Source organism: Rhodococcus ruber NBRC 15591, from assembly GCF_001894945.1.
Classification (GTDB): domain Bacteria; phylum Actinomycetota; class Actinomycetes; order Mycobacteriales; family Mycobacteriaceae; genus Rhodococcus; species Rhodococcus ruber.
In genome coordinates, this window is sequence record NZ_BCXE01000004.1 from 126,020 (window position 1) to 145,399 (window position 19,380).

The following is a 19,380-nucleotide window of genomic DNA, read 5'->3' on the forward strand; positions in this document are numbered from 1 at the left end:
GGCCGTGGATCTGCCGCTCCCGCACCCGAAGGTGAAATGCCATGGACTGGGCCGGATGGGCACTCTTCGGATCGCTGGCCACCACCGTCCTGACGGCGGTCATGATCGCCGCCCAACTGGCCGGTTTCAGCCGACTGGACCTGCCGTTGGTGCTCGGCACGGCCGTCACCCCCGACCCGGACCGCGCCCGGGTGGTCGGCTTCCTCGTCCACCTCGCGATCGGCCAGGGTTTCGCCCTGGGGTACGCCGCCACCTTCGCACTTCTCCATCAGGCGACGTGGTGGCTCGGCATGGCGCTCGGCCTGCTGCACGGCGTCGTCGCCTTGACGGTCCTGCTGCCGCTGCTGCCGGGCGTACACCCACGTATGGCATCCCAGCGAGCCGGCCCGCGCAGCACCGCCGTCCTCGAACCGCCCGGCCTGCTCGGCCTGAACTACGGCGCCCAAACCCCGACCGTCGCCGTCGTCGCACATCTCGTCTACGGCGTCGCACTCGGACTGCTGTTGCAGGTGAACTGAAGTGACCTTCACGGCAAGCACTTTCGAACGGATCCGGGACGACGCGGCCGTGCCGTCCCGGATCGAGGACTACGGCCTGCTCGGCGACACCCGCACTGCGGCGCTGGTCTCCGAGGACGGATCGCTCGACTGGCTCTGCGTGCCGCGCTTCGACGCAGACCCCGTCTTCGGCCGGCTCGTCGGCGGGGCCCAGGCGGGGCGGTTCCGGCTCGGCCCCGACGGGCCCGCCCCTGTCGTCCGGCGCCGCTACCGGACGCACACCGCGACGCTGGAGACGACCTGGGATCTCGGCAACGCCCGGCTCACCCTGCGCGAGGCGATGATCGCGGAGGTGGCCGGGCGGCTGCTACCGGCGACGGTCCTGGTGCGGCAACTCTCTGCCGAGGGCGGATCTGTCCGAGCCGCAGTCGATTTCGACCCCAGGTTCGGCGAACGGCACCGCGCGCCCAAGGTTCGGCGGCGCGGTCCCGATCTCGTGTGCGAGTGGGGCTCGCTCGCCCTGTCGCTGGCCTGCGATCCCGGAACCTCGATCACGCCGGGCCGGCCGACCTCGATCCACGTGTCCCCGGGCCACCCGGTCACCGTCGTCCTGGCCGTGGCTCACCGCGAGCCGCTGATCCACCTCACTCCTGGCGCGGCGTGGGAGCTCGTGGCCGAGGACGAGGCACGCTGGCGGACATGGACGGCGGACATCGCTCACGACCTGCCCTACCGGGAGGCCGTCGTGCGAAGCCTGCTGACGCTGCGTCTGCTCACCTACTCTCCCTCCGGCGCACCGGTGGCCGCGCCGACGACGTCGCTGCCCGAACGGCCCGGGGGGATCCGGAACTGGGACTACCGCTACGCCTGGCCGCGCGACGCCGGCATCGGCGTCGCGGCGTTTCTCGGGGCCGGCAAGGTCGACGAGGCACGCGGGTTCCTCGGGTGGCTCCTGCACGCGAGCCGTCTGCAGCGACCCCGCCTGCCGGTCCTGTTCACACTCGACGGCCGGCCCGGACCCGCCGAACGCACCCTGGCGGGATGGCCCGGCTTCGCCGGCAGCGCCCCCGTGCGGTTCGGCAACGACGCGGCCGACCAGCACCAACTCGACGGCTACGGCTGGGTCGTCGACGCCGCGTGGGCGTTCGTCCGGACCGGCCGGTCGCTGAATTCCGAAACCTGGCGAATGGTACGCGGATTCACCGATCATGTCTGCGAACGGTGGCGCGATCCGGATGCCGGCATCTGGGAGATCCGCGCCGACGCCGCCCACCATGTGCACTCGAAGACGATGGCCTGGCTGGCCCTCGACCGTGCCCTGCGCATCGCCGAGACCCATCGCCTGTCCGCCCGTCGCCGCCGGCGCTGGCGCGCGGTGCGGGACGCCGTCGCCGCAGAGGTGCGCGATCGCGGTTTCGACCGGCTCGGAGACCGATACACCCGCACCTACGGCTCCCGCGACGTCGATGCCGCCCTGCTCGTGCTTCCCGTTCTGGGTATCGACGACCCGGACTCGCACCGGGTGCGGGGCACGATCGACGCGATCCGGCGCGAGCTGTCGGCCGGAGGCCCGCTGCTGTACCGGTATCCGCCCGGACAGGACGGACTGCCCGGAGGCGAAGGCGCATTCCTGCCGTGCTCCTTCTGGCTGGCCCAGGCACTGGCCCTCACCGGCCGGCGGGCGGAAGCCGAGGAGCTGTTCGAAACCCTGCTGCGGCACACCGGCGCCCTCGGCCTTCTTCCGGAAGAGGTGGATCCCGCCACCGGCGCCTTCCTCGGCAACTATCCGCAGGCGCTCACGCATGCCGCGGTCGTGCAGGCCGCCCTCGCCCTCCGGACCGTCCGATGAGCGGGACCGCCGGGACCTTCTCTCCCCGGCGCCGATGTGGAACAGTTTTCTCATGGCGATCCGCACGCTCGCCGCAGTCGCGACAGCGGTGAGTGCCTTCGTCCTGTATCGCCGGTGGCACCGGCGCTGGGGAGCGACGACTGCCGAGTGCGCCGGCCCGATGCCCGGCGACGACATCCTCTCCTCGGCGGCGTTCAGCGCGACCCGCGCCCTCACGATCGACGCGCCGGCCGAGTGCGTGTGGCCGTGGATCGTCCAGGTCGGCTACAACCGGGCCGGCTTCTACTCCTACGACCGTCTCGACAACCTGGGGCGGCCCAGCGCGACGACGATCGATCCGCGTCTGCAGTGCATCGAGGTCGGCGACGTGGCGGCGCCGATGGCGAGTCCGGCCACGGCGGCGACGTCCTTCCGGGTGCACTCCTTCGATCCGGGGCGCTACCTGGTGTGGGCGAAGCCGGATTCGACGTGGTCGTGGCGCCTCGATCCCGTCGACGGCGGGCGACGGACCCGGCTCGTGAGCCGGTTGCAGGCCGCCTACCGGCCCGCACCGTCGCTGCCGCTCACCGTCGCACTGATGGAACTGGCCGATTTTCCGATGATGCGCAGGATGCTGCTCGGCATCCGGGAGCGCGCCGAGCGCCTCGCGGCCCGCGAGTCCGCTCGTTCCTGGCAGGTTCGGGAGGACACATGACTCACACGACCGGCGACCTCGGCATGCTGCGGGCCGCGATGGAGGGGCCGGTGCTCGGACCCGGCGATCCGGACTACGACGAGGCCCGCAAGGTGTGGAACGCCGATATCGACCGCCGTCCGGCCGCGATCGCACAGTGCCGGAGTACCGCCGATGTTCAGGCGGCGATCGCCTATGCGACCGGGCACGGACTGGAGCTGGCTGTGCGCGCGGGCGCCCACAGCACCGCAGGCGCGTCGGTCGTCGACGACGGCCTCGTGATCGACCTCGGATCGATAAATCACGTCGTCGTCGACCCGGAGCGCAGACGGGCGCGGGTCGGTGGCGGCGCCCTGCTGCGTGATCTCGATGCCGCCACACAGGCCCACGGACTCGCCGTCCCGGCTGGGCTGATCAGTCACACGGGCGTCGCGGGACTCACGCTGGGCGGAGGAATGGGCTGGCTCACGCGGCAGGCCGGATTGAGCATCGACAACCTCGAGTCGGCCGAGGTGGTCACCTCCGACGGCCGGATCCTGCGCGCCGCCGAGGACGAGAATGCGGACCTGTTCTGGGCCATCCGGGGCGGCGGCGGAAACTTCGGTGTGGTGACGGAATTCGAGTTCCGCCTGCACGAGGCCGGTCCCGTCGTGCAATTCGGACTCCTGTTCTGGGGCCTGGATCAGGGCACCGAGGTGCTGCGGCTCGCCCGGGAGGTGATCGGTACGCTGCCGCGCGAGCTGAACATCGTGGTTGCCGGCGTGAACGCCCCACCGGCCCCGTTCGTGCCCGAGCAGTACCATCTGCAGCCCGGCTATGCCCTTCTGGTCACCGGTTTCGGAGCAGCGCAGACGCACGAGGACGTGCTGACGCGAATTCGGCGCGCTCTGCCACCACTGTTCGAGTTCGTCACGCCGATGCCCTATCCAGACGTGCAACAGCTGCTCGACGAGAGCAACGCGTGGGGCTTCTACTGCTACGACAAGGGCTGCTACGTCGAAGATCTCTCCGACGATCTGATCGCGACAGTCGTCGATCTTGTGCCGCAGAAGACCTCGCCTCTGTCGCTCCTGTTGTTCTACCGGCTGGACGAGGCGTACTGCGAGACCGGGGAGGACGACACCGCCTTCGGCGGCGGACGGACGCCACGCTTCGCCGTCTTCATCGTCGGCGTCTGTCCCGATCCCGCACTGCTGCCACCGGAGCGAGCCTGGGCCCGGTCCCTGTGGGATGCCCTGCGCCCGTATTCGGTCGGCATCGGCGCGTACGTCAACTCCATGACCGAATTCGAGCAGGACCGGGTGCGCGCCACCTACGGTCCGGACAAGTACGCGCGATTGGCCGAGATCAAGGCGAAGTACGATCCGCACAACGTCTTTCACCGGAATGCGAACATCGTTCCCGGCGTACGGCACGCGTGACACCGGGTGGACGTCCCAGCCGGATGCGACCGGACGACTACGCTCCCGTGGACCGATACGGATCGGTGATCTCCCGGAGCAGGGTGAGCGCCTCGCGCAGCTGCTTCATCCGGCGCACGCCGAGGTGCTCGGTCCATTCGGCCTCGATCCGCGCCTCCTCGGCCCGGGCGACAGGGAGGGCCTCCGCGCCGCGCCGCGCGATCCGCACGAGTCGCGCACGGGCGTCGGTGGGGTCGACGGTGCGTTCGACGTAGCCGGCCCGCTCGAGCTGGTCGACGAGGAAACTCGCCGTCTGCTTGGCCACCTGGGCCTGCTCGGCGAGGTCCGTCAACCGCGTGCCGTCGGGCCCGATGCGGGCGGCCACCCGCGCCTGAGCGAGCGTGATGTCGTCGTAGCCGGCGCGCCGCAGCGCCGCGAGAATGCGGTTCTCCGCCGACCGGGCGGCGATGAACATCAGCAGGGCGGTATTGAGATCGACTGCCATCCCACTCCTTGCAGATAGTACGATCCTCGAACTATATTGGTACCAACATCGTACTTGTTGGCCCGCCCGGGAGGTGCGAGATGGCCGACGAAGCGCCCGTCGTGGACTTCTACTTCGACCCCGTCTGCCCGTACGCGTGGATCGCGTCCCGGTGGCTGCTCGAAGTGGAGCGCCGGCGGCCCCTCGATCTGAGATTCCATGTGATGAGCCTGAGGGTTCTCAACGAGAACCGCCCGGGCGATCCCGCCTATCTCGCCAACATCGAACGTTCCGCCGGTCCGTCACGAGTGGCCACCGCTGCCGCCGTCCAGTTCGGCGAGGCGGTCCTGCGGGACCTGTACACGGCATTCGGTGACGCGATCTTCGATCGGTGGCGCTACCCCGATCCGGACGAATATCGCACCGCGATGGCCGGTGCGCTCGAGCGGACCGGCCTGCCGGCCCGACTCTCGTCCGCGGGCGACTCGACCGAGTACGACGACGCGCTCCGCCGCAGTCACGACGCCGGGATGGCGCCGGTGGGCCGCGAGGCCGGCACGCCGACCGTCCACATCGACGGCGTCGCGTTCTTCGGTCCGGTACTCAACTCGATTCCGCGCGGCGACGACGCCGTGCGCGTCTTCGAGGGCGCGCGATTGCTGTCCGGGTTCTCTGACTTCTTCGAACTCAAGCGCACCCGGACCCGCCCACCGGTGTTCCACTGACAAGAGGGGCCCCATGATGAACGAGGACGAAATCTGGGCCGCGATCGACAGCGCGCGAGGGCGCACGGCCGACCTGCTCGAACAGCTCTCCGACGACGAATGGGCGCAGCCCTCGCTGTGCGACGGCTGGACGGTGCGTGACGTCGCCGCCCACCTGACCCTGCAGCAGCTGACCGTCGGGGACGCCGTCCGGATCGCCCTGCGGCATCCCGGCCCGATGAACTCGATGATCCGTGCCGCCGCGCGCGACCGGGCGGCGCTGCCGACCGACCGGTTGATCGCGGACCTGCGCGCGACGATCGGCTCCCGCCGCCACAATGTGGGGCTGACCGCCTTCGAGCCCCTGACCGACATCCTCGTGCACGGCCAGGACATCGCGATCCCGCTGCACCGCGACCTCGAGATGCCCGCGGACGCGGCGTCCGCGGTCGCCGCGCGGGTGTGGTCCCAAGGCGGCAGGGGCAAGGCCCGGGTCTTCCGCTCCCTTCCCCTGCGCGGCTACCGGCTCACCGCCACCGACGTCGCGTGGTCGGTCGGCGAGGGACCGGAGATCCGGGGACCGATCTCCGCGATCCTGTTGCTGCTCACCGGCCGTCGCGTGGCGCTGCCCCGATTGTCCGGGGCGGGTGTGGACGATCTGCGGGCACGGGTGGCGACCGGGTGATCCGGGTTCAGGACGAGCCGTCTCGCTCCCACGCCGCGGCGATCTCCGGGTATCCGGCCGCGATCTCGTCGAGCCGCTCGTCCGAGGCGGTCTCGATCTCGGCACGGTGCCGCTGCGCCGCCACGAGGGACCCGTCGAACTCCCCCGACGTCGGCACCGGACTCTGTTCGCCGGGACCCGGGGCACTCGTCTCGAGGGCCCCGATGATCTCGTCGAGCCGCTGAGCCACGAACCTGCGCTTGTCGTTGTGTGTCTCCATACGAACCGGCATACCCGGCTCGCTGCGCGTCACACCGCCGGTTCGGCTCACCGAGTCCCGGCCTCCCCGGCGGCGGACAGGTCGACCTTCGCGGGTATCACGAGCCGGTGCGGCGAGTCTGCGCCCTCGGCGACGAGCGAGGCGTGCGTCGGCGGGTCCGACGGCACGTGCGCCGGGCGGCGACGCTCGAATTCGGCGCGCAGCACGGGCACGACGTCGCGACCGAGGATCTCGATCTGCTCGAGCACCACGTCGAGGGGCAGGCCGGCGTGGTCCATGAGGAACAGCTGCCGCTGGTAGTCGCCCGCGTAGTCGGCGAAGCCGAGGGTGCGCTCGATCACCTGCTCGGGGGTGCCGACGGTGAGCGGGGTGGTCGCGGAGAAGTCCTCGAGCGACGGCCCGTGACCGTAGACGGGGGCGTTGTCGAAGTACGGACGGAAGACGCGCTTGGCCTTCTCCTCGGTCTCGGCCATGAACACCTGGCCGCCCAGCCCGACGATCGCCTGGTCGGCGGCACCGTGGCCGTACTGCTCGAACCGGGTGCGGTAGAGGCCGATCATCTGCTGGATGTGTTCGCGGTTCCAGAAGATGTTGTTGTGGAAGAAGCCGTCGCCGTAGAACGCGGCCTGCTCGGCGATCTCCGGCGAGCGGATCGAGCCGTGCCACACGAACGGCGGGGTGTCGTCGAGAGGCCACGGAGTCGAGGTGTAGCCGCGCAGCGGGGTGCGGAACCTGCCTTCCCACTCGAGGTCCTTCTCCCGCCAGAGCCGGCGCAGCAGGTGGTAGTTCTCGATCGCGAGCGGAATGCCCTGGCGGATGTCCTTGCCGAACCACGGGTAGACCGGGCCGGTGTTGCCCCGGCCCATCATGAGGTCGACGCGGCCGCCGGACAGGTGCTGCAGCATCGCGAAGTCCTCGGCGATCTTGACCGGGTCGTTCGTCGTGATCAGCGTCGTGGCCGTGGAGAGGATCAGTTTCTCGGTCTTCGCCGCGATCCAGCCGAGCATGGTGGTCGGCGACGACGGGACGAAGGGCGGGTTGTGGTGCTCACCGCTCGCAAAGACGTCGAGCCCGACCTCCTCGGCCTTCAGCGCGATCTCCGTCATGGCGACGATCCGCTCGTGCTCGGTGGGGACGCGGCCCGTGGTGGGGTCGCGGGTGACGTCGCCGATGGTGAAGATGCCGAACTGCACGGGTGCCTCCGTCTAATCGTTGATTACTCAACTATACGAACGGTGGGGGCTCGCCGGTATTCCCCCTCCGTTCGTTCCGGCCCCCGCCTGCACCTCGACGGTGCATGATCGGCGTCATGATCCGCACACTCGCGGTCGCCGGTCTCCTGGTGCTGGGCAGCAGTGTCGTCGCGAGTCCGCCGGCCTCCGCCGACGCGCCGACGGGCCCGCCCCAGAGCACCTTCGGCGCCGCGCTCGTCTACTCGCTCGCGCATCCCGGTGTCGTCCCGGCCGGGACGAACGACTTCGACTGCGTGCCTGTGCCGGAGCACCCCGAGCCGGTGGTGCTCGTCCACGGTTTCCTCGAGAACTCCTACGCCAACTGGGCCGGATTGGCACCGGCCCTGAAGACCGAGGGGTACTGCGTGTTCGCGCTCGACTACGGGGCAGCGCCGGGCGAGCCGTTCAAGGCGCGCGAGCCGATCCCGGACGCCGCCGGCGAACTGGCGACGTTCGTCGACACCGTCCTGGCCGAAACCGGTGCGGAGCGGGTGTCCGTCGTCGGTCACTCCAAGGGCGGCGCCGTCCCCCGGTGGTACGTGCGGTTCCTCGGCGGGGCGGACAGGACCAGCCGCATCGTCGGGCTGGCGCCGGCGAACTATCCGTCGCTCGGACCGCCGTCCGTCGCGCAGGACGCCGTGCTCGCCGCGCTCAACGCCGGCAGCGACACCGTCGAAGGGGTTTCGTACACGGTCGTCGCCACCAGATACGACCAGGTGATCATCCCCTACACAGCGTCGTTCCTCACCGGACCCGGCGCCCAGAACATCCTGCTGCAGGACGTGTGCCCGGCGAACACCGCCGACCACGTCTCGATCCCCTACGATCCCGTCGCCGAGCAGCTCGTGCTGGCCGCGCTGGACCCGTCCGCAGACCGGCCGATCGTGTGCTGACCACGGCCGCTACCCGCCGGGCAGGCGCCGCGTTCCGCCGATCACGAGGGTGACCTCGACGTCGACGTCGCGCAGACCCGCCTCGTCCAGGGCGTCACGCAGCGTCGCCGGATCCGCCTCCGGAGGCGGGCCGAGCGCCTCGATCCAGAGCACGGACTGCCGGAATCCGATGTCGGTGATCGCCCAGCCCTGCTCCTGGGCCCACCGCTCGGCGACCGGAGCGACGTCGGCCTTCAGCGTCTCCTGCCGGATCACCCGGGCGCTGGACAGACCCAGCGGCACCGCGACGACCACCACCGCGGCCACCACCGTGAGCAGGCTGAGGCCGCGCAGGTCCCCGACCTCGCGACCGGCGCGCCGCGCCGCCCCGCGCACACCCGAGAACAGGAAGACCAGCGTGCCGGTGGCGACGATCGCCGCGACGTTCGTGGCGAACAGCAACAGCGCCCCACCGGCCTGCCGCGGCGCGTCGGACTCGAGGGTCAGGCCCACCACCGCGAGCGGCGGCACCAGCGAGATGGCGATCGCCACCCCGGGCAGGGCGTCGGACACGTCGCGCCGCACCAGCGCGAACGCCCCGACCGCGCCCGTGGCCAGGGCCGCGACGAGGTCGATCAGCCGCGGTGCCACCCGGCCTGCCACCTGGCTGTTGTTCTCGGCGAGCACATCCAGAGGGTCGAGCAGGCCCACCGCGTATCCGGTCGCCACCACCGCGGCCGCTCCCGCCGCGACGAGCAACGCGGAGGCGACCAGGTTGCGATGGTCGTTGAGCACCACCGCCAGGGCCGTCCCGACGATCGGCGTCATCAACGGAGCGACGATCATGGCGCCGATGACGGTGGCGGTGGAGTCCGCGACGACGCCCGCCGAGGCGATGACCGAGGCCAGCACGAGCAGGGTCCAGAACGTCGCGCGCCGCGACCGTGGCCGGGCGTCCTCGGACAGGAACAGCGTCGCGGTCATCCGCTCGATGTCCTCGGCGGTCGGTCTCACGGAAGCCTCCCTGGGTGCGTCGTGTCGCGAGTGCATCACAGCAGACGCCGGGCGCCCGCGCGATCGGGACACCGGTCCCTTCCGTCCGGGACACCGGTCGCGACACGATGTCCCGCACCGGACGGAGGAGGACGCACGCGGTGACGACGGACGAGGCGGTGACGACGGACAAGTCGGCGACACGACCCTCGACGCTGATCGCTGCCCTCCCGCACCGCTACCGCGCCGTGCTGCACCTGCGCATCGCGTGTGGCCTGTCGATCACCGACACGGCTCGTGCCCTGAACACCGATGCCGCCTCCGTCCGGCTCGCTCAGCACCACGCCCTGAACCTGCTCCGGCACCAGCTCGGGCACTTCCGGAACATGTCGGACCCCCGGCGCACACTGATCACAGAACCGGGGACCACCTCGCCCGGACGTACCGAGGAGGAGCGAGTGTCATGGACACGGGGTGTGGGGCCTTCTTCAGCTGGACCTCACGACGGGTGACGTTGCCGCGCTGCCTGCGTGCCGTCGCGGCGGGAACGCAGCAGTCCGGGCTGACTCTCGATCGGCGGCTCGTCTCGGACACCGTCCGCGGCCGCCTGCTGGCCTATCACGATGCCGACGACGACGCCGACTACGTGGCCCTGCTCATCGGCGACGTGGCCGGATCGGACGACGTGCCCGTTCGGATCGTCGACGAGGAGCGGCTTCTGGTGGAAGGTGCGCGCAGCACCGAGCCGGCGGAGATTCTCGTGGGTGCCCCCGACGACCGCGACCCGGACGCCGAGCGGCGCGAGCTCGACCGGCAGCTGTGCCTGGGCGGCCCGGTGCGTTCCATGCTCGCGCATTCCGGTGCGCGCTCGGTCACCGTGGACTGGTGCGCGGTGGCGGCCGCGTAGCTCGTGCGGAAAGGCTTGACCTCGAGTCGACTCGAGGTTGAACGATGGGCGACGTCAGTTCATCGGCTCTTCCGGAGGACATCATGAGTGTTGTCAAGCCTCTCGACCGCACCGCCACGCCGACCCTGCCCGCGTTCTCGCTCAATCGTCCGATGGCGGTGCTCGTCCCGGTCGTCGTGGCTCTCGTCGCCAACATCGCCCTGTGGCTCGTCGGCCTCGCCGCCGGCGGCACGTTCGAGGTCACCAACGGTGACACCGTCGAAAGCGCCGCCCCGGGTGGCGTTCTCGTCATGACCGTCGTCCCGCTCACCGTGGGCATGGGTCTCGCGGCGCTGCTCAGCCTGCGCTGGTTCGGCATCGTCCGCGTCGCCGAGGTCGTGGGCGCGGTGGCCGCGCTCGGCACGATCGCGTCGACGATCGTCGCCGACTTCGACACCCCGAGCACGATCACACTCTCGCTGATGCACGTGGTGATCGCGATCGTCGTCGTCGGGGGGCTCGAGGCGATGCGCAACCGCATTGCAGCCCAGCGGTAGTCGCGCAGCGACGCCACCCGTCCGGGGTCACCGGCTCGAAGGTCCCGATTGTCGAGGGACCTTCGAGCCGCCGCCGGCCCCTCCGTCGGCGGTGACCTACGGCACGGCGGCCGATGCCTCTTCCGTTTCTCCCCAGGGACTTTCGCATCGAACCGCGTGCCGGCTGCAGGTGGTGCCGGTTCCACGGGCGGCGCCGGCGTTTCGTCCGCAGCCGCCGTCCACAGGACCGAAGCACCCGACCGGCAGGGACGTACGTCCCGAGATCCGTTTCCCGGTAATCCGTCCGGCCCACACGGCGATTCGCAACGCGGCCGGTTCCGTGGAATTCCACGTCCGTCGCGTCTCCGGCGGGTGGGTGAGCCCGTACATCGTCGGCCATGCCCGCGTCGGCGAGACGTGGGTGCTCGGCTCCGGGGACTGGTCGGGGCACGACGTGCAGATCGCCGGCCCGCCCGCCATGATCCAGGCGACCGAGTTCCGGCTGCAGGCCGCCGGCGTGCCCGCGGACCGCCTCCGCCACGACCCGCTCTACTGACCTCCGCGCCCGCTCAGGACCGGTTGAGCCGCGCGATCCGGCCGCTGAGAACCGTGGCGAACGCGCACCACACCGCGTACGGACCGAGCGCGGCCCCTGCCGCCGGCTTCGCGACGGCGGCGCGGCGCGCCAGGTCGGCACTGCTCACCGCGAGCGCTCCGGCGACCACCGTCGCCGGCACGAGCCGGTGCGCCTTGAAGAACACCCACGACCAGGACGCGTTGAGCACCAGATTCACCGCGAGGGCGGCCCGATAGTAGGTGGCCTCGTCGACCCGCGCCTCCGATTCGAGTTCGTCGATCGCCACCGCGGAACTCACCGCGATGTCGGCGTACAGCGCCGTCCACACGACGGGAAAGACCGCACCCGGCGGCTGGAACGACGGTTTGCGCAACCGCCGGTACCACCGCGTGTCCACGTCCCGCGAGGCGATCGATCCCGCCACCGCCGTCGCGGCGGTCGCCGCGGTCGTTCCGAGCAACGTGCGGCCGAACATGCTGGACATACCTGCTCTCCTCACTCTCGCCGTCGGCGAGGTCGTCACATCGCGTTGTCGGGGATCTGGGGGAAGGGCCGCTGCGGATGCGGGGGCGAGGGCTCGGGATCCGGTTCCGGCGGGAACGGCGGCTGCGGCTCCGGTGGGGTCGGCACCGGATTCGGCTCCGGCGGGAACGGTGACGGCGGCGTGGGCGTCGGTGGGACGGGCGGGGCCGGCTCGGGCGAGCCCGGCCCCGTGTCCGGGTCCGGTGTGGTCAGGCAGGGTGTGGTCAGGCAGGGGGTGGTCATGGCCGGTCCCTTCCGATCATCGGCGAGCGCTGTTCCGGGCATACCCGGAGCCGCGGCGGCGCAATCCCAGTGGGGCGGCGGACGGCGCCCCGTGCTCCGCCCGCGGACCCCAGCGGAAGGTGCGCGTCGCGACGAGCGCGGCGGCGACGAGCCAGGCAGCCATCACCGCGATGGCGCCCCACAGGATCCGGGGACCGGACGGATCCAGGGCTGCGGCAAGTGAATTCGAGAAATGCTTCAACGGAAAGGCCGATCCCACCGTCTGCATCCAACCGGGGGTGTCGCCGAGGAAGAAGATGTCGGAGAAGAACGCGAGCGGGAGGAGGATCGCGAGGCCGACCGCGGAGACCGCCTTGCTGCTCGGCAGCACCGCAGCGAGAGCGAAACCGCACGCAGCCAACGTCGCGGTGCCGAGCACCACCACAGCGGCGGCGAGGAACACGCCGGGCCACGTGAGGACGAGGCCGAAGAAGACGACACCGACGGCCACGACCAGAACTGCGGTGACCAGGGCAATCCACAGCGTCGACACGGTGTGCCCGGCCATGAAATCGACCGGCCCGAGCGGGGTGCCGCGCAGCCGCTTCAACACCCCCCGGTCGCGGGCCCGCACCACCGCCTCGGGCATGTTGACGAACGCGGTGACCGCTGCACCCCACGCCGCCATGCCCGCCGCCCCGGACAACTCCGGGGGCACGTCGGCGACCGTGACGGCACCGTCGGGCAGCACGGCCATGATGAAGGCGTACAGGCCCACCGGCAGGGCGACCGCGAAGAACACCCAGCCCGGGTCGCGCGCGGCCGCCCGGGTGGTCCAGGCGATCCGGCCGAGGACCAGTCGGGCCGTGGAGGGCCGGCCGGGCACGTCGGCGTCCAGCATGCGATCTGCGCGCCGGGACGCGACGGGCGGGGCAGACGCGCGGCCGGTGCTGCCCCGCGCGGGGTCCCAGCCGAAGGCACGCACCGCGACGAGGGACGCGGCGAAGGTCCACGCCGTCATCACGGCCAGCGCGCCGAGATCCCAGCCGCCACCGGCGGCGAACGGATCGAACTGCTCCTGTACCGCCTCGGCGAACGGCTTCAGCGGGAAGACGGCCGCGATCGAATCCGCCCACCCCGGCATGTCACCGACGATGAACAGTCCCGACACGAACCCGAGCGCCACCGCAGCGGCGATCGACACCGCCTCCGCGACGGCGGCGGTGGGGGACAGCGCGGCCACGGCCAGGCCGAGTGCCGCGAAGCAGGCGATTCCCACCGCGATCGTCACGACGGTGGCGGGTGCGGTGCGCCACAGGATCTGCACGTCGTAGACGACCGTCCCGACGAGCAGCATCGTCAGCACCGAGCACAGCGCGAACACCACGGCGCCCCCGACACGCCCGGCGAGGTAGATCCACGCCGGCAGCGGGGTTCCGCGTACCCGCTTCAGGACTCCCTGTTCGCGTGCGGTGGCCAGGGCCGTCGCCACGGTCGGAAAGGCAGCGTAGAGGACACCCATCACCGCCGCGGTGGGCGTGACGAACTGCATCACGCGCACCCCGCCGGTCTCGTCCACGGTGGCGTTGCCGGCGAGGAACCCGATGACGACCAACCAGGTGAGGGGGAACAGGAAGGTGAAGACGAAGACGACCCGGGCGCGCCACAGGTCGACGACGGTGTGGCGCAGCTGCTCGGCGAACAGACCGGCCGCGGCCGGACGGCCGGTGTGCGCGGAGGCCTGGGGGACGCTCACGACGGCACCTCCGCGGACCGGGCGGTCGCGCGCCGGTCGTCGTGCCGGGCGACCAGCTCGAGGTAGACGTCCTCGAGGGACGGTCGGGTGACGGTCAGCGCGGGCAGCTCCTGGCCGCGGTCCCGGGCCCACTCCGTGAGCCGGCGCAGCGCCGCGGTCGGGGTGGAGGTGCGCAGCTGCCAGTCCGCCCCGTCGGTGGTCAACGGTGCGCCCAGGTCGGGTAGCCCCGACGGTGCCGCGCCGGGTGGCAGGCGGAAGCTCACGACGGCGGCACTGCCCTGTTCGCCGCCGATCTCGCCGGGCGTGCCCAGCGCGATCATGCGTCCGGCGACGACGATGCCCACCCGGTCCGCGAGATGCTCGGCCTCGTCCATGTAGTGGGTCGTGAGCAGGACGGTCTTGCCCAGACCGCGCAGGGCCTCGACGAGATCCCAGGCGCGGCGCCGGGCGGCGGGATCGAACCCGGTGGTGGGTTCGTCGAGGAACAGCAGTTCGGGATCGCCGACGAGGCCGAGCGCCAGGTCGAGGCGACGCCGCTGACCGCCGGACAGGGTCTCGACTTTCGCGTCGCGCTTGTCCGACAGGCCCACGAGATCCACGACATCGTCCACGTCCAGCCGGCGCGGATACAAGGACCGGTAGTGACGGACGAGTTCCCGGACGGTGAAGTTCTCCTCGAAACCGGCTTCCTGCAACACGATTCCGATACGTTCGCGAAAGTCCCGTCCCCCGGTCTCCGGGTCGAACCCGAGCACGTCGACCTCTCCGGACGTGCGCCGCCGGTGTCCCTCGAGAATCTCGACGAGGGTGGTCTTGCCCGCGCCGTTCGGTCCCAGCAGCGCGAAGACCTCACCGGCCTGCACCGCGAACGACACCCCGTCGACCGCCCGCACGTCTCCGTAGTGCTTGTGCAGATCCGTGACTGTGACGACATCCATGTGCCCTCCTCCCTTCGGTCCCATCGTGCGCGTGCGGGTCCCGGACCGCACCCCGAGGCCGGCGCGCCGCACTCACCGGCGGCTACGGACCGTCTTGTACACGAAGTCCGCGGCAAGGACCGCGGGGATGCCCAGCAGCGCGACACCCAGCGCCTCGAGCGGCGGAACCGCATGGCCCAGCACGTCGGCGACCGGGACGACTCCCAGGAAGACGACGAGGGCGACGAGCTCGACGAGAACAGCCCACAGCAGCAACCGGTTCGAGCCCCACCCGAGCTGCCACGGCGGCCGGGACGCGCTGCGGCAGGCGAACGCGGTGCCCACCTGCCCCAGGACGACCGCGGCGAACGCGGCGCCCGAGGCCGCGAGAAGCGCCGGACCGGTGGGAAATTCACCTCCGGGACGCCAACCCGCGACGAGCAGCGCGACGAGGAACGCACTCATCTCGACGATCGCCTCGACCGGTCCGAGAACCCCGAACACCCGGACCAGCAGGGTCCGGTCGACGAGGTGCCGACGCTCCGGTGGCCGCTTCAGCGTGTCCCGGCTCGGCGGTTCACCGCCGAGGGCCAGCGCCGGCAGCAGATCGGTGCCGATGTCGATGCACAGGATCTGCAGCACCCCCAGGGCGAGCGGAAACTGCCCGCCCGACAGTCCCCACAGCGCGAACGGCGTCAGTTCCGCGACGTTGGAGGTCAGGTGATAACTGAGGAAGCGGCGGATGTTGGCGTAGGTGGCCCGGCCCTGCTCGACCGCGGTGAGGATGGTTGCGAAGTCGTCGTCGAGCAGCACCAGGTCCGCGGCCTCGCGCGCGACGTCGGTGCCGCCCTCGCCCATCGCCACCCCGATGTCGGCCTGCCGCAGGGCCGGTCCGTCGTTGACACCGTCGCCGGTCATCGCGACGACGTGACCGCGGTCCTGCAGGGCCTTCGCGACGCGCAGCTTCTGCTCCGGAGAGACCCGGCTGATCACGACGCCGTCGCGATCGAGGAGGGCACCGAGCAGCTGATCGTCGTCCGGCAGATCCTTGCCCTGCACCACCTTGCCCTCTGCGCCGAGCAGGCCGATCTCGCGGGCGATGGCGCGGGCCGTCTCCGGGTGGTCACCGGTGAGCATCGCGACCTTGATGCCGGCGCCGCGCGCGGCCCGCAGCGCGGCCGGGACGGCGATCCGCGGCGGATCCTCCATGCCCAGCAGGCCGAGGAGCTCGAGGTCGCGTTCGGCGAGTTCGGGGTCGGTGAGCGCGCCGGAATCGCTCAGGGTCCGGCGGGCGACGGCGAGCACCCGCAGGCCCCGCGACGCCATGTCCGCGAGCGCCTCCTCCGCCCGGTCGACGAGCTCGCCCGGCTCGGCGCAGCGCGGAAGCACCGCGTCCGGGGCGCCCTTGAGAAGCAGCCGCCCGCCCACGATCACCGATTCGCGGCGGCGCCGGGGATCGAACACGAACCGGCGGGTGACCGGCCCCGGCTGTGCGCCGGGACCGGCGAGACGGGCCGCGAACGCGGCGATCGCCGCCTCCATCGGGTCGCCGACCGCCCGCCACTCGTCGTCGTCGAGGGTGATTCCGCCCTTCGAGGCGGCCGCGCCGGCGAGACCGGCGGTCGCGGCCGCCGCCACCGCCGGCTCCGGGCCGGTCACCGCACCGGTGGGCGCATACCCCTCCCCGCGCACGGCGACGGTCCCGGCCGGGGTCCACGCCTCGACGACGTTCATCTGGTTCTGGGTGAGCGTGCCCGTCTTGTCGGTGCAGACGAACGTCGTCGCACCGAGGGTCTCGACGGCCTCGAGGTTGCGCACCAGCGCGTTGTCGCGGGCCATGCGCTGCGCCCCCATCGCCAGCGACAGCGTCACGGTGGGCAGCAGCCCCTCGGGCACGAGGGCGACGGTGATGCCCACCGCGAAGAGGAAGGCGTCCTGCCAGGAGATCCCCACCAGGAGAGACACGGCGAAGAACACCGCGCCGACGCCGACGGAACCGAAGGCGAGCGTCCGGACGATGCGCTGGATCTCCCGATCGAGCGGGCCGGGTGGACGTCGCACCGACGTGGTCAGGGCTGCGATACCGGCGAGGCGGGTGTTCGCACCCGTGGCTGTCACGATCCCTTCGGATTCGCCCTCGGCGACGAACGTTCCGGCGAACACGGCCGCGCCGGCCGTGCGGAGCACCGGTTCGCTCTCCCCGGTGAGGGTGGATTCGTCGAAGGTGCAGCGGCCCGCGACCACAAGGATCAGATCGGCCGGGACCCGGTCGCCGCCGGTGAGCACGACGACGTCGCCGACCACCAGGTCACGGGCGTCGACCGTGCGCAGCGCCCCGTCCCGGCGCACCACGATGGTGGTGGGCAACAGCTCGCCGAGGCGCTCGGCAGCCTTCTCCGCGCGTTCCTGCTGCACGAAGGCGAAGATGCCGTTGACGACGATCACCACGATCACGGCGATGCCCAGCTCCGGCATGCCCGCGACGAACGCGAGGGCCGAAGCGAACCACAACAGCAGCGCGAAGAAGTGCGTGAGCTGCGCGATCAGCCTGCGCCACCACGGCACTCGCCGCGCGGCCGGAAGCTGGTTCGGCCCGTCCCGGCGGAGCCGCGCGGCGGCCTCACTTCCGGTGAGACCGCCGCCGGGGAGCACCTGCGGACCGGAATGTGCCTGCACACCGCCTCCTCGCCCACCCGGGATGCGTCACCGCGACCGGGGTCGGCCCCCGTCGCGGCAGGCCCAGCGTATCGGCACGGGGGCCGTCGCGGACGCGACTGCGCCCCACCCGTCGCGGACGCGACTGCGCCCCACCCGTCGCGGACGCGACTGCGTCCCACCCGTCGCGGACGCGACTGCGTCCCACCCGTCGCGGACGCGACTGCGTCCCACCCGTCGCGGACGCGACTGCGTCCCACCCGTCGCGGACGCGACTGCGCCCCACCGCCACGATGCCGGTGGGGCGCAGGGGACGAGCCGTCAGGCGTGCTCGAGGCGGATGCCCTTGGTCTCCCTCATGAAGACGCAGGCGATGCCGGTCAGCACGCACAGCACCATGATGTACACGCTGAACGCCCATCCGAGGCCGCGGCCGATCAGCAGCTGATTCAGGTACGGGGCGGTTCCACCGAACACCGCGACGGAGAACGAGTACGCGAAGCCGATCGCCTGGGTCCGCAGCCGGGTGGGGAAGCTCTCCGACAGCGTCGCCGACAGCACCGACGCGGGGACGGACACGACGAGCAGCGCGACGGTCGTCGCGACGAGCAGGGTCCATCCGGCGGAGGAGATCATCATCGTCAGCGGCAACTGCAACACGAGCATGAGGCCGGCGAACGCGAACAGCATCGGGCGGCGGCCGATCCGGTCGGACAGCATGCCCCAGAAGGGCAGGGAGACGAGCGCGATCGACTGGGCGATCACCGACATCCAGTAGGCGACGTCGGGGTCCATCCCCTGCTGGGTGATGGCGTAGGTGGAGACGTACGACGTCCAGGTGTAGTGGGCGGCGGTGATGCCGGAGGTCATGCCGATCATCAGCAGGATCGCGCGGACGACGGTCTTCCGCGGGATGCGCGGCTGCTCGTCCTGCTCCTGGTGGGCGTCGAACACGTCGCTCTCGTCCATGCTGCGACGCAGGTACAGGGCGACCAGGGCCAGGCACGCGCCGATGAGGAACGGGATGCGCCAGCCCCATTCGGCGACGGCGTTTTCGGAGAGCGACGAGGTGACGGCGCCACCGATGCTGTAGGCGAGGACCGAGCCACCGAAGATCGCGATGAAGGCGACGCTGCCCCACATCCCGCGACGGTGCGGCGGGGCGATCTCACCGACGTACGAGTAGGCGGTGGCCGATTCGCCGCCGTGGGCGAAGCCCTGCATGATCCGCGCGGCGAGCAGGATCAGCGACGCCCACGCCCCGATGGACTCGTAGGTGGGCATGATGCCGATGACGAGGCTGCCCGTCGCCATCATGAGCATCGTGGTGACGAGGACGAATTTGCGGCCCCGCCGGTCGGCGATGCGGCCGAACACGATGCCGCCGAGGGGACGCATGAGGAAACCGACGGCGAAGACCGCGAGCGTCGACAGCAGCGCGGAGATCGGATCGGAGTTGTTGAACATCACCGCGGCGATGAACGGGGCGAAGACCGCGTAGGCGCTCCACTCGTACCACTCGAGCACGTTGCCGACCGCGCTGGCGAACAGCGATTTCTTCTTCGAGGCCAGGGTGGGCGCGGTGTCGACCGCATCCCGGGGGTTCCGGACGTCGGTGTTCACGTGGTGTCTCTTTTCGTTCGCGGGAGCAGTGGCCGAAT

General features: G+C 71.2%; 21 protein-coding genes. 11 read left to right on the forward strand and 10 right to left on the reverse strand.

The features are described from left to right. Window positions 1-41: 41 nt before the first annotated feature. The 4 genes from RR3_RS04655 to RR3_RS04670 are packed head-to-tail and all read left to right on the forward strand — an operon-like array spanning window position 42 to window position 4,440. Complete coding sequence (locus tag RR3_RS04655; protein ID WP_010594167.1) at window positions 42-518, forward strand: hypothetical protein; 477 nt, start codon at window positions 42-44, stop codon at window positions 516-518. A gap of 1 nt (window position 519) precedes the next feature. Beyond that, a complete protein-coding gene (locus RR3_RS04660) occupies window positions 520-2,346 on the forward strand; it encodes a glycoside hydrolase family 15 protein (protein ID WP_064066251.1) in 1,827 nt (608 codons plus the stop codon). A 52-nt stretch (window positions 2,347-2,398) separates the two neighbouring features. Continuing rightward, complete coding sequence (locus tag RR3_RS04665) at window positions 2,399-3,040, forward strand: hypothetical protein (protein WP_010594169.1); 642 nt, start codon at window positions 2,399-2,401, stop codon at window positions 3,038-3,040. Beyond that, complete coding sequence (locus RR3_RS04670; protein WP_064066252.1) at window positions 3,037-4,440, forward strand: FAD-binding oxidoreductase; 1,404 nt, start codon at window positions 3,037-3,039, stop codon at window positions 4,438-4,440. The genes RR3_RS04665 and RR3_RS04670 overlap by 4 nt, the downstream gene beginning before the upstream one ends. A gap of 37 nt (window positions 4,441-4,477) precedes the next feature. Here the strand turns inward: RR3_RS04670 and RR3_RS04675 are convergent, their stop codons facing one another. After that, on the reverse strand, window positions 4,478-4,924 hold the full coding sequence (locus RR3_RS04675; protein ID WP_064066253.1) for a MarR family winged helix-turn-helix transcriptional regulator: 447 nt from the start codon (window positions 4,922-4,924) through the stop codon (window positions 4,478-4,480). Between the two features lie 80 nt (window positions 4,925-5,004). Here RR3_RS04675 and RR3_RS04680 point away from each other — a divergent pair, with 80 nt between their 5' ends. Continuing rightward, window positions 5,005-5,628, forward strand: a complete 624-nt coding sequence (locus tag RR3_RS04680; RefSeq protein WP_010594172.1) for a mycothiol-dependent nitroreductase Rv2466c family protein — start codon at window positions 5,005-5,007, stop codon at window positions 5,626-5,628. 13 nt (window positions 5,629-5,641) lie between these two features. Next, window positions 5,642-6,292 carry a maleylpyruvate isomerase family mycothiol-dependent enzyme gene (locus RR3_RS04685; RefSeq protein WP_064066254.1) on the forward strand — a complete coding sequence of 217 codons (651 nt, stop codon included), beginning with the start codon at window positions 5,642-5,644 and terminating at the stop codon, window positions 6,290-6,292. A gap of 7 nt (window positions 6,293-6,299) precedes the next feature. On the opposite strand, the gene RR3_RS04690 is transcribed toward RR3_RS04685, so the two are convergent. Together RR3_RS04690 and RR3_RS04695 are read right to left on the reverse strand one after the other, a co-directional pair. Then, window positions 6,300-6,551 carry a hypothetical protein gene (locus tag RR3_RS04690; protein WP_003938681.1) on the reverse strand — a complete coding sequence of 84 codons (252 nt, stop codon included), beginning with the start codon at window positions 6,549-6,551 and terminating at the stop codon, window positions 6,300-6,302. A gap of 47 nt (window positions 6,552-6,598) precedes the next feature. Beyond that, the gene (locus RR3_RS04695) at window positions 6,599-7,744 is read right to left on the reverse strand and encodes an LLM class flavin-dependent oxidoreductase (protein WP_003938680.1); all 1,146 of its coding nucleotides are present in this window, start codon (window positions 7,742-7,744) and stop codon (window positions 6,599-6,601) included. Between the two features lie 104 nt (window positions 7,745-7,848). On the opposite strand from RR3_RS04695, the gene RR3_RS04700 reads away from it, so the two are divergent. Beyond that, the gene (locus RR3_RS04700; protein WP_064066255.1) at window positions 7,849-8,676 is read left to right on the forward strand and encodes an esterase/lipase family protein; all 828 of its coding nucleotides are present in this window, start codon (window positions 7,849-7,851) and stop codon (window positions 8,674-8,676) included. Between the two features lie 9 nt (window positions 8,677-8,685). Here RR3_RS04700 and RR3_RS04705 read toward each other — a convergent pair whose 3' ends face one another. Further along, complete coding sequence (locus RR3_RS04705) at window positions 8,686-9,669, reverse strand: DUF389 domain-containing protein (protein WP_064066256.1); 984 nt, start codon at window positions 9,667-9,669, stop codon at window positions 8,686-8,688. Between the two features lie 107 nt (window positions 9,670-9,776). On the opposite strand from RR3_RS04705, the gene RR3_RS04710 reads away from it, so the two are divergent. The 4 genes from RR3_RS04710 (at window position 9,777) to RR3_RS24500 (ending at window position 11,626) form a co-directional block, all read left to right on the forward strand. Next, window positions 9,777-10,160 (forward strand): sigma factor-like helix-turn-helix DNA-binding protein, encoded by a 384-nt coding sequence (locus RR3_RS04710; protein ID WP_234420137.1) that lies wholly within the window; start codon window positions 9,777-9,779, stop codon window positions 10,158-10,160. Next, window positions 10,112-10,555, forward strand: coding sequence for a hypothetical protein (locus RR3_RS04715; RefSeq protein WP_234420138.1), 444 nt, complete (start codon window positions 10,112-10,114; stop codon window positions 10,553-10,555). The genes RR3_RS04710 and RR3_RS04715 overlap by 49 nt, the downstream gene beginning before the upstream one ends. A gap of 83 nt (window positions 10,556-10,638) precedes the next feature. Next, a complete protein-coding gene (locus RR3_RS04720) occupies window positions 10,639-11,091 on the forward strand; it encodes a DUF6069 family protein (RefSeq protein ID WP_010594179.1) in 453 nt (150 codons plus the stop codon). Window positions 11,092-11,410: 319 nt separating this feature from the next. Next, complete coding sequence (locus RR3_RS24500; protein WP_010594180.1) at window positions 11,411-11,626, forward strand: ferredoxin reductase domain-containing protein; 216 nt, start codon at window positions 11,411-11,413, stop codon at window positions 11,624-11,626. A 13-nt stretch (window positions 11,627-11,639) separates the two neighbouring features. On the opposite strand, the gene RR3_RS04730 is transcribed toward RR3_RS24500, so the two are convergent. From RR3_RS04730 to RR3_RS04750, 6 genes are all read right to left on the reverse strand, one after another. Then, complete coding sequence (locus RR3_RS04730) at window positions 11,640-12,131, reverse strand: TspO/MBR family protein (RefSeq protein ID WP_010594181.1); 492 nt, start codon at window positions 12,129-12,131, stop codon at window positions 11,640-11,642. A gap of 35 nt (window positions 12,132-12,166) precedes the next feature. Then, window positions 12,167-12,412: a hypothetical protein gene (locus RR3_RS24825; RefSeq protein ID WP_159105358.1), complete on the reverse strand. Its 246-nt coding sequence runs from the start codon at window positions 12,410-12,412 to the stop codon at window positions 12,167-12,169. Window positions 12,413-12,428: 16 nt separating this feature from the next. After that, a complete protein-coding gene (locus tag RR3_RS04735; protein WP_064066259.1) occupies window positions 12,429-14,147 on the reverse strand; it encodes an ABC transporter permease in 1,719 nt (572 codons plus the stop codon). After that, window positions 14,144-15,085 (reverse strand): ABC transporter ATP-binding protein, encoded by a 942-nt coding sequence (locus tag RR3_RS04740; protein WP_064066260.1) that lies wholly within the window; start codon window positions 15,083-15,085, stop codon window positions 14,144-14,146. The genes RR3_RS04735 and RR3_RS04740 overlap by 4 nt, the downstream gene beginning before the upstream one ends. 72 nt (window positions 15,086-15,157) lie before the next feature. Then, on the reverse strand, window positions 15,158-17,740 hold the full coding sequence (locus RR3_RS04745; protein WP_064066261.1) for a cation-translocating P-type ATPase: 2,583 nt from the start codon (window positions 17,738-17,740) through the stop codon (window positions 15,158-15,160). Window positions 17,741-18,040: 300 nt separating this feature from the next. Continuing rightward, window positions 18,041-19,342 (reverse strand): MFS transporter, encoded by a 1,302-nt coding sequence (locus RR3_RS04750; protein WP_017680174.1) that lies wholly within the window; start codon window positions 19,340-19,342, stop codon window positions 18,041-18,043. Between the last annotated feature and the right edge of the window lie 38 nt (window positions 19,343-19,380).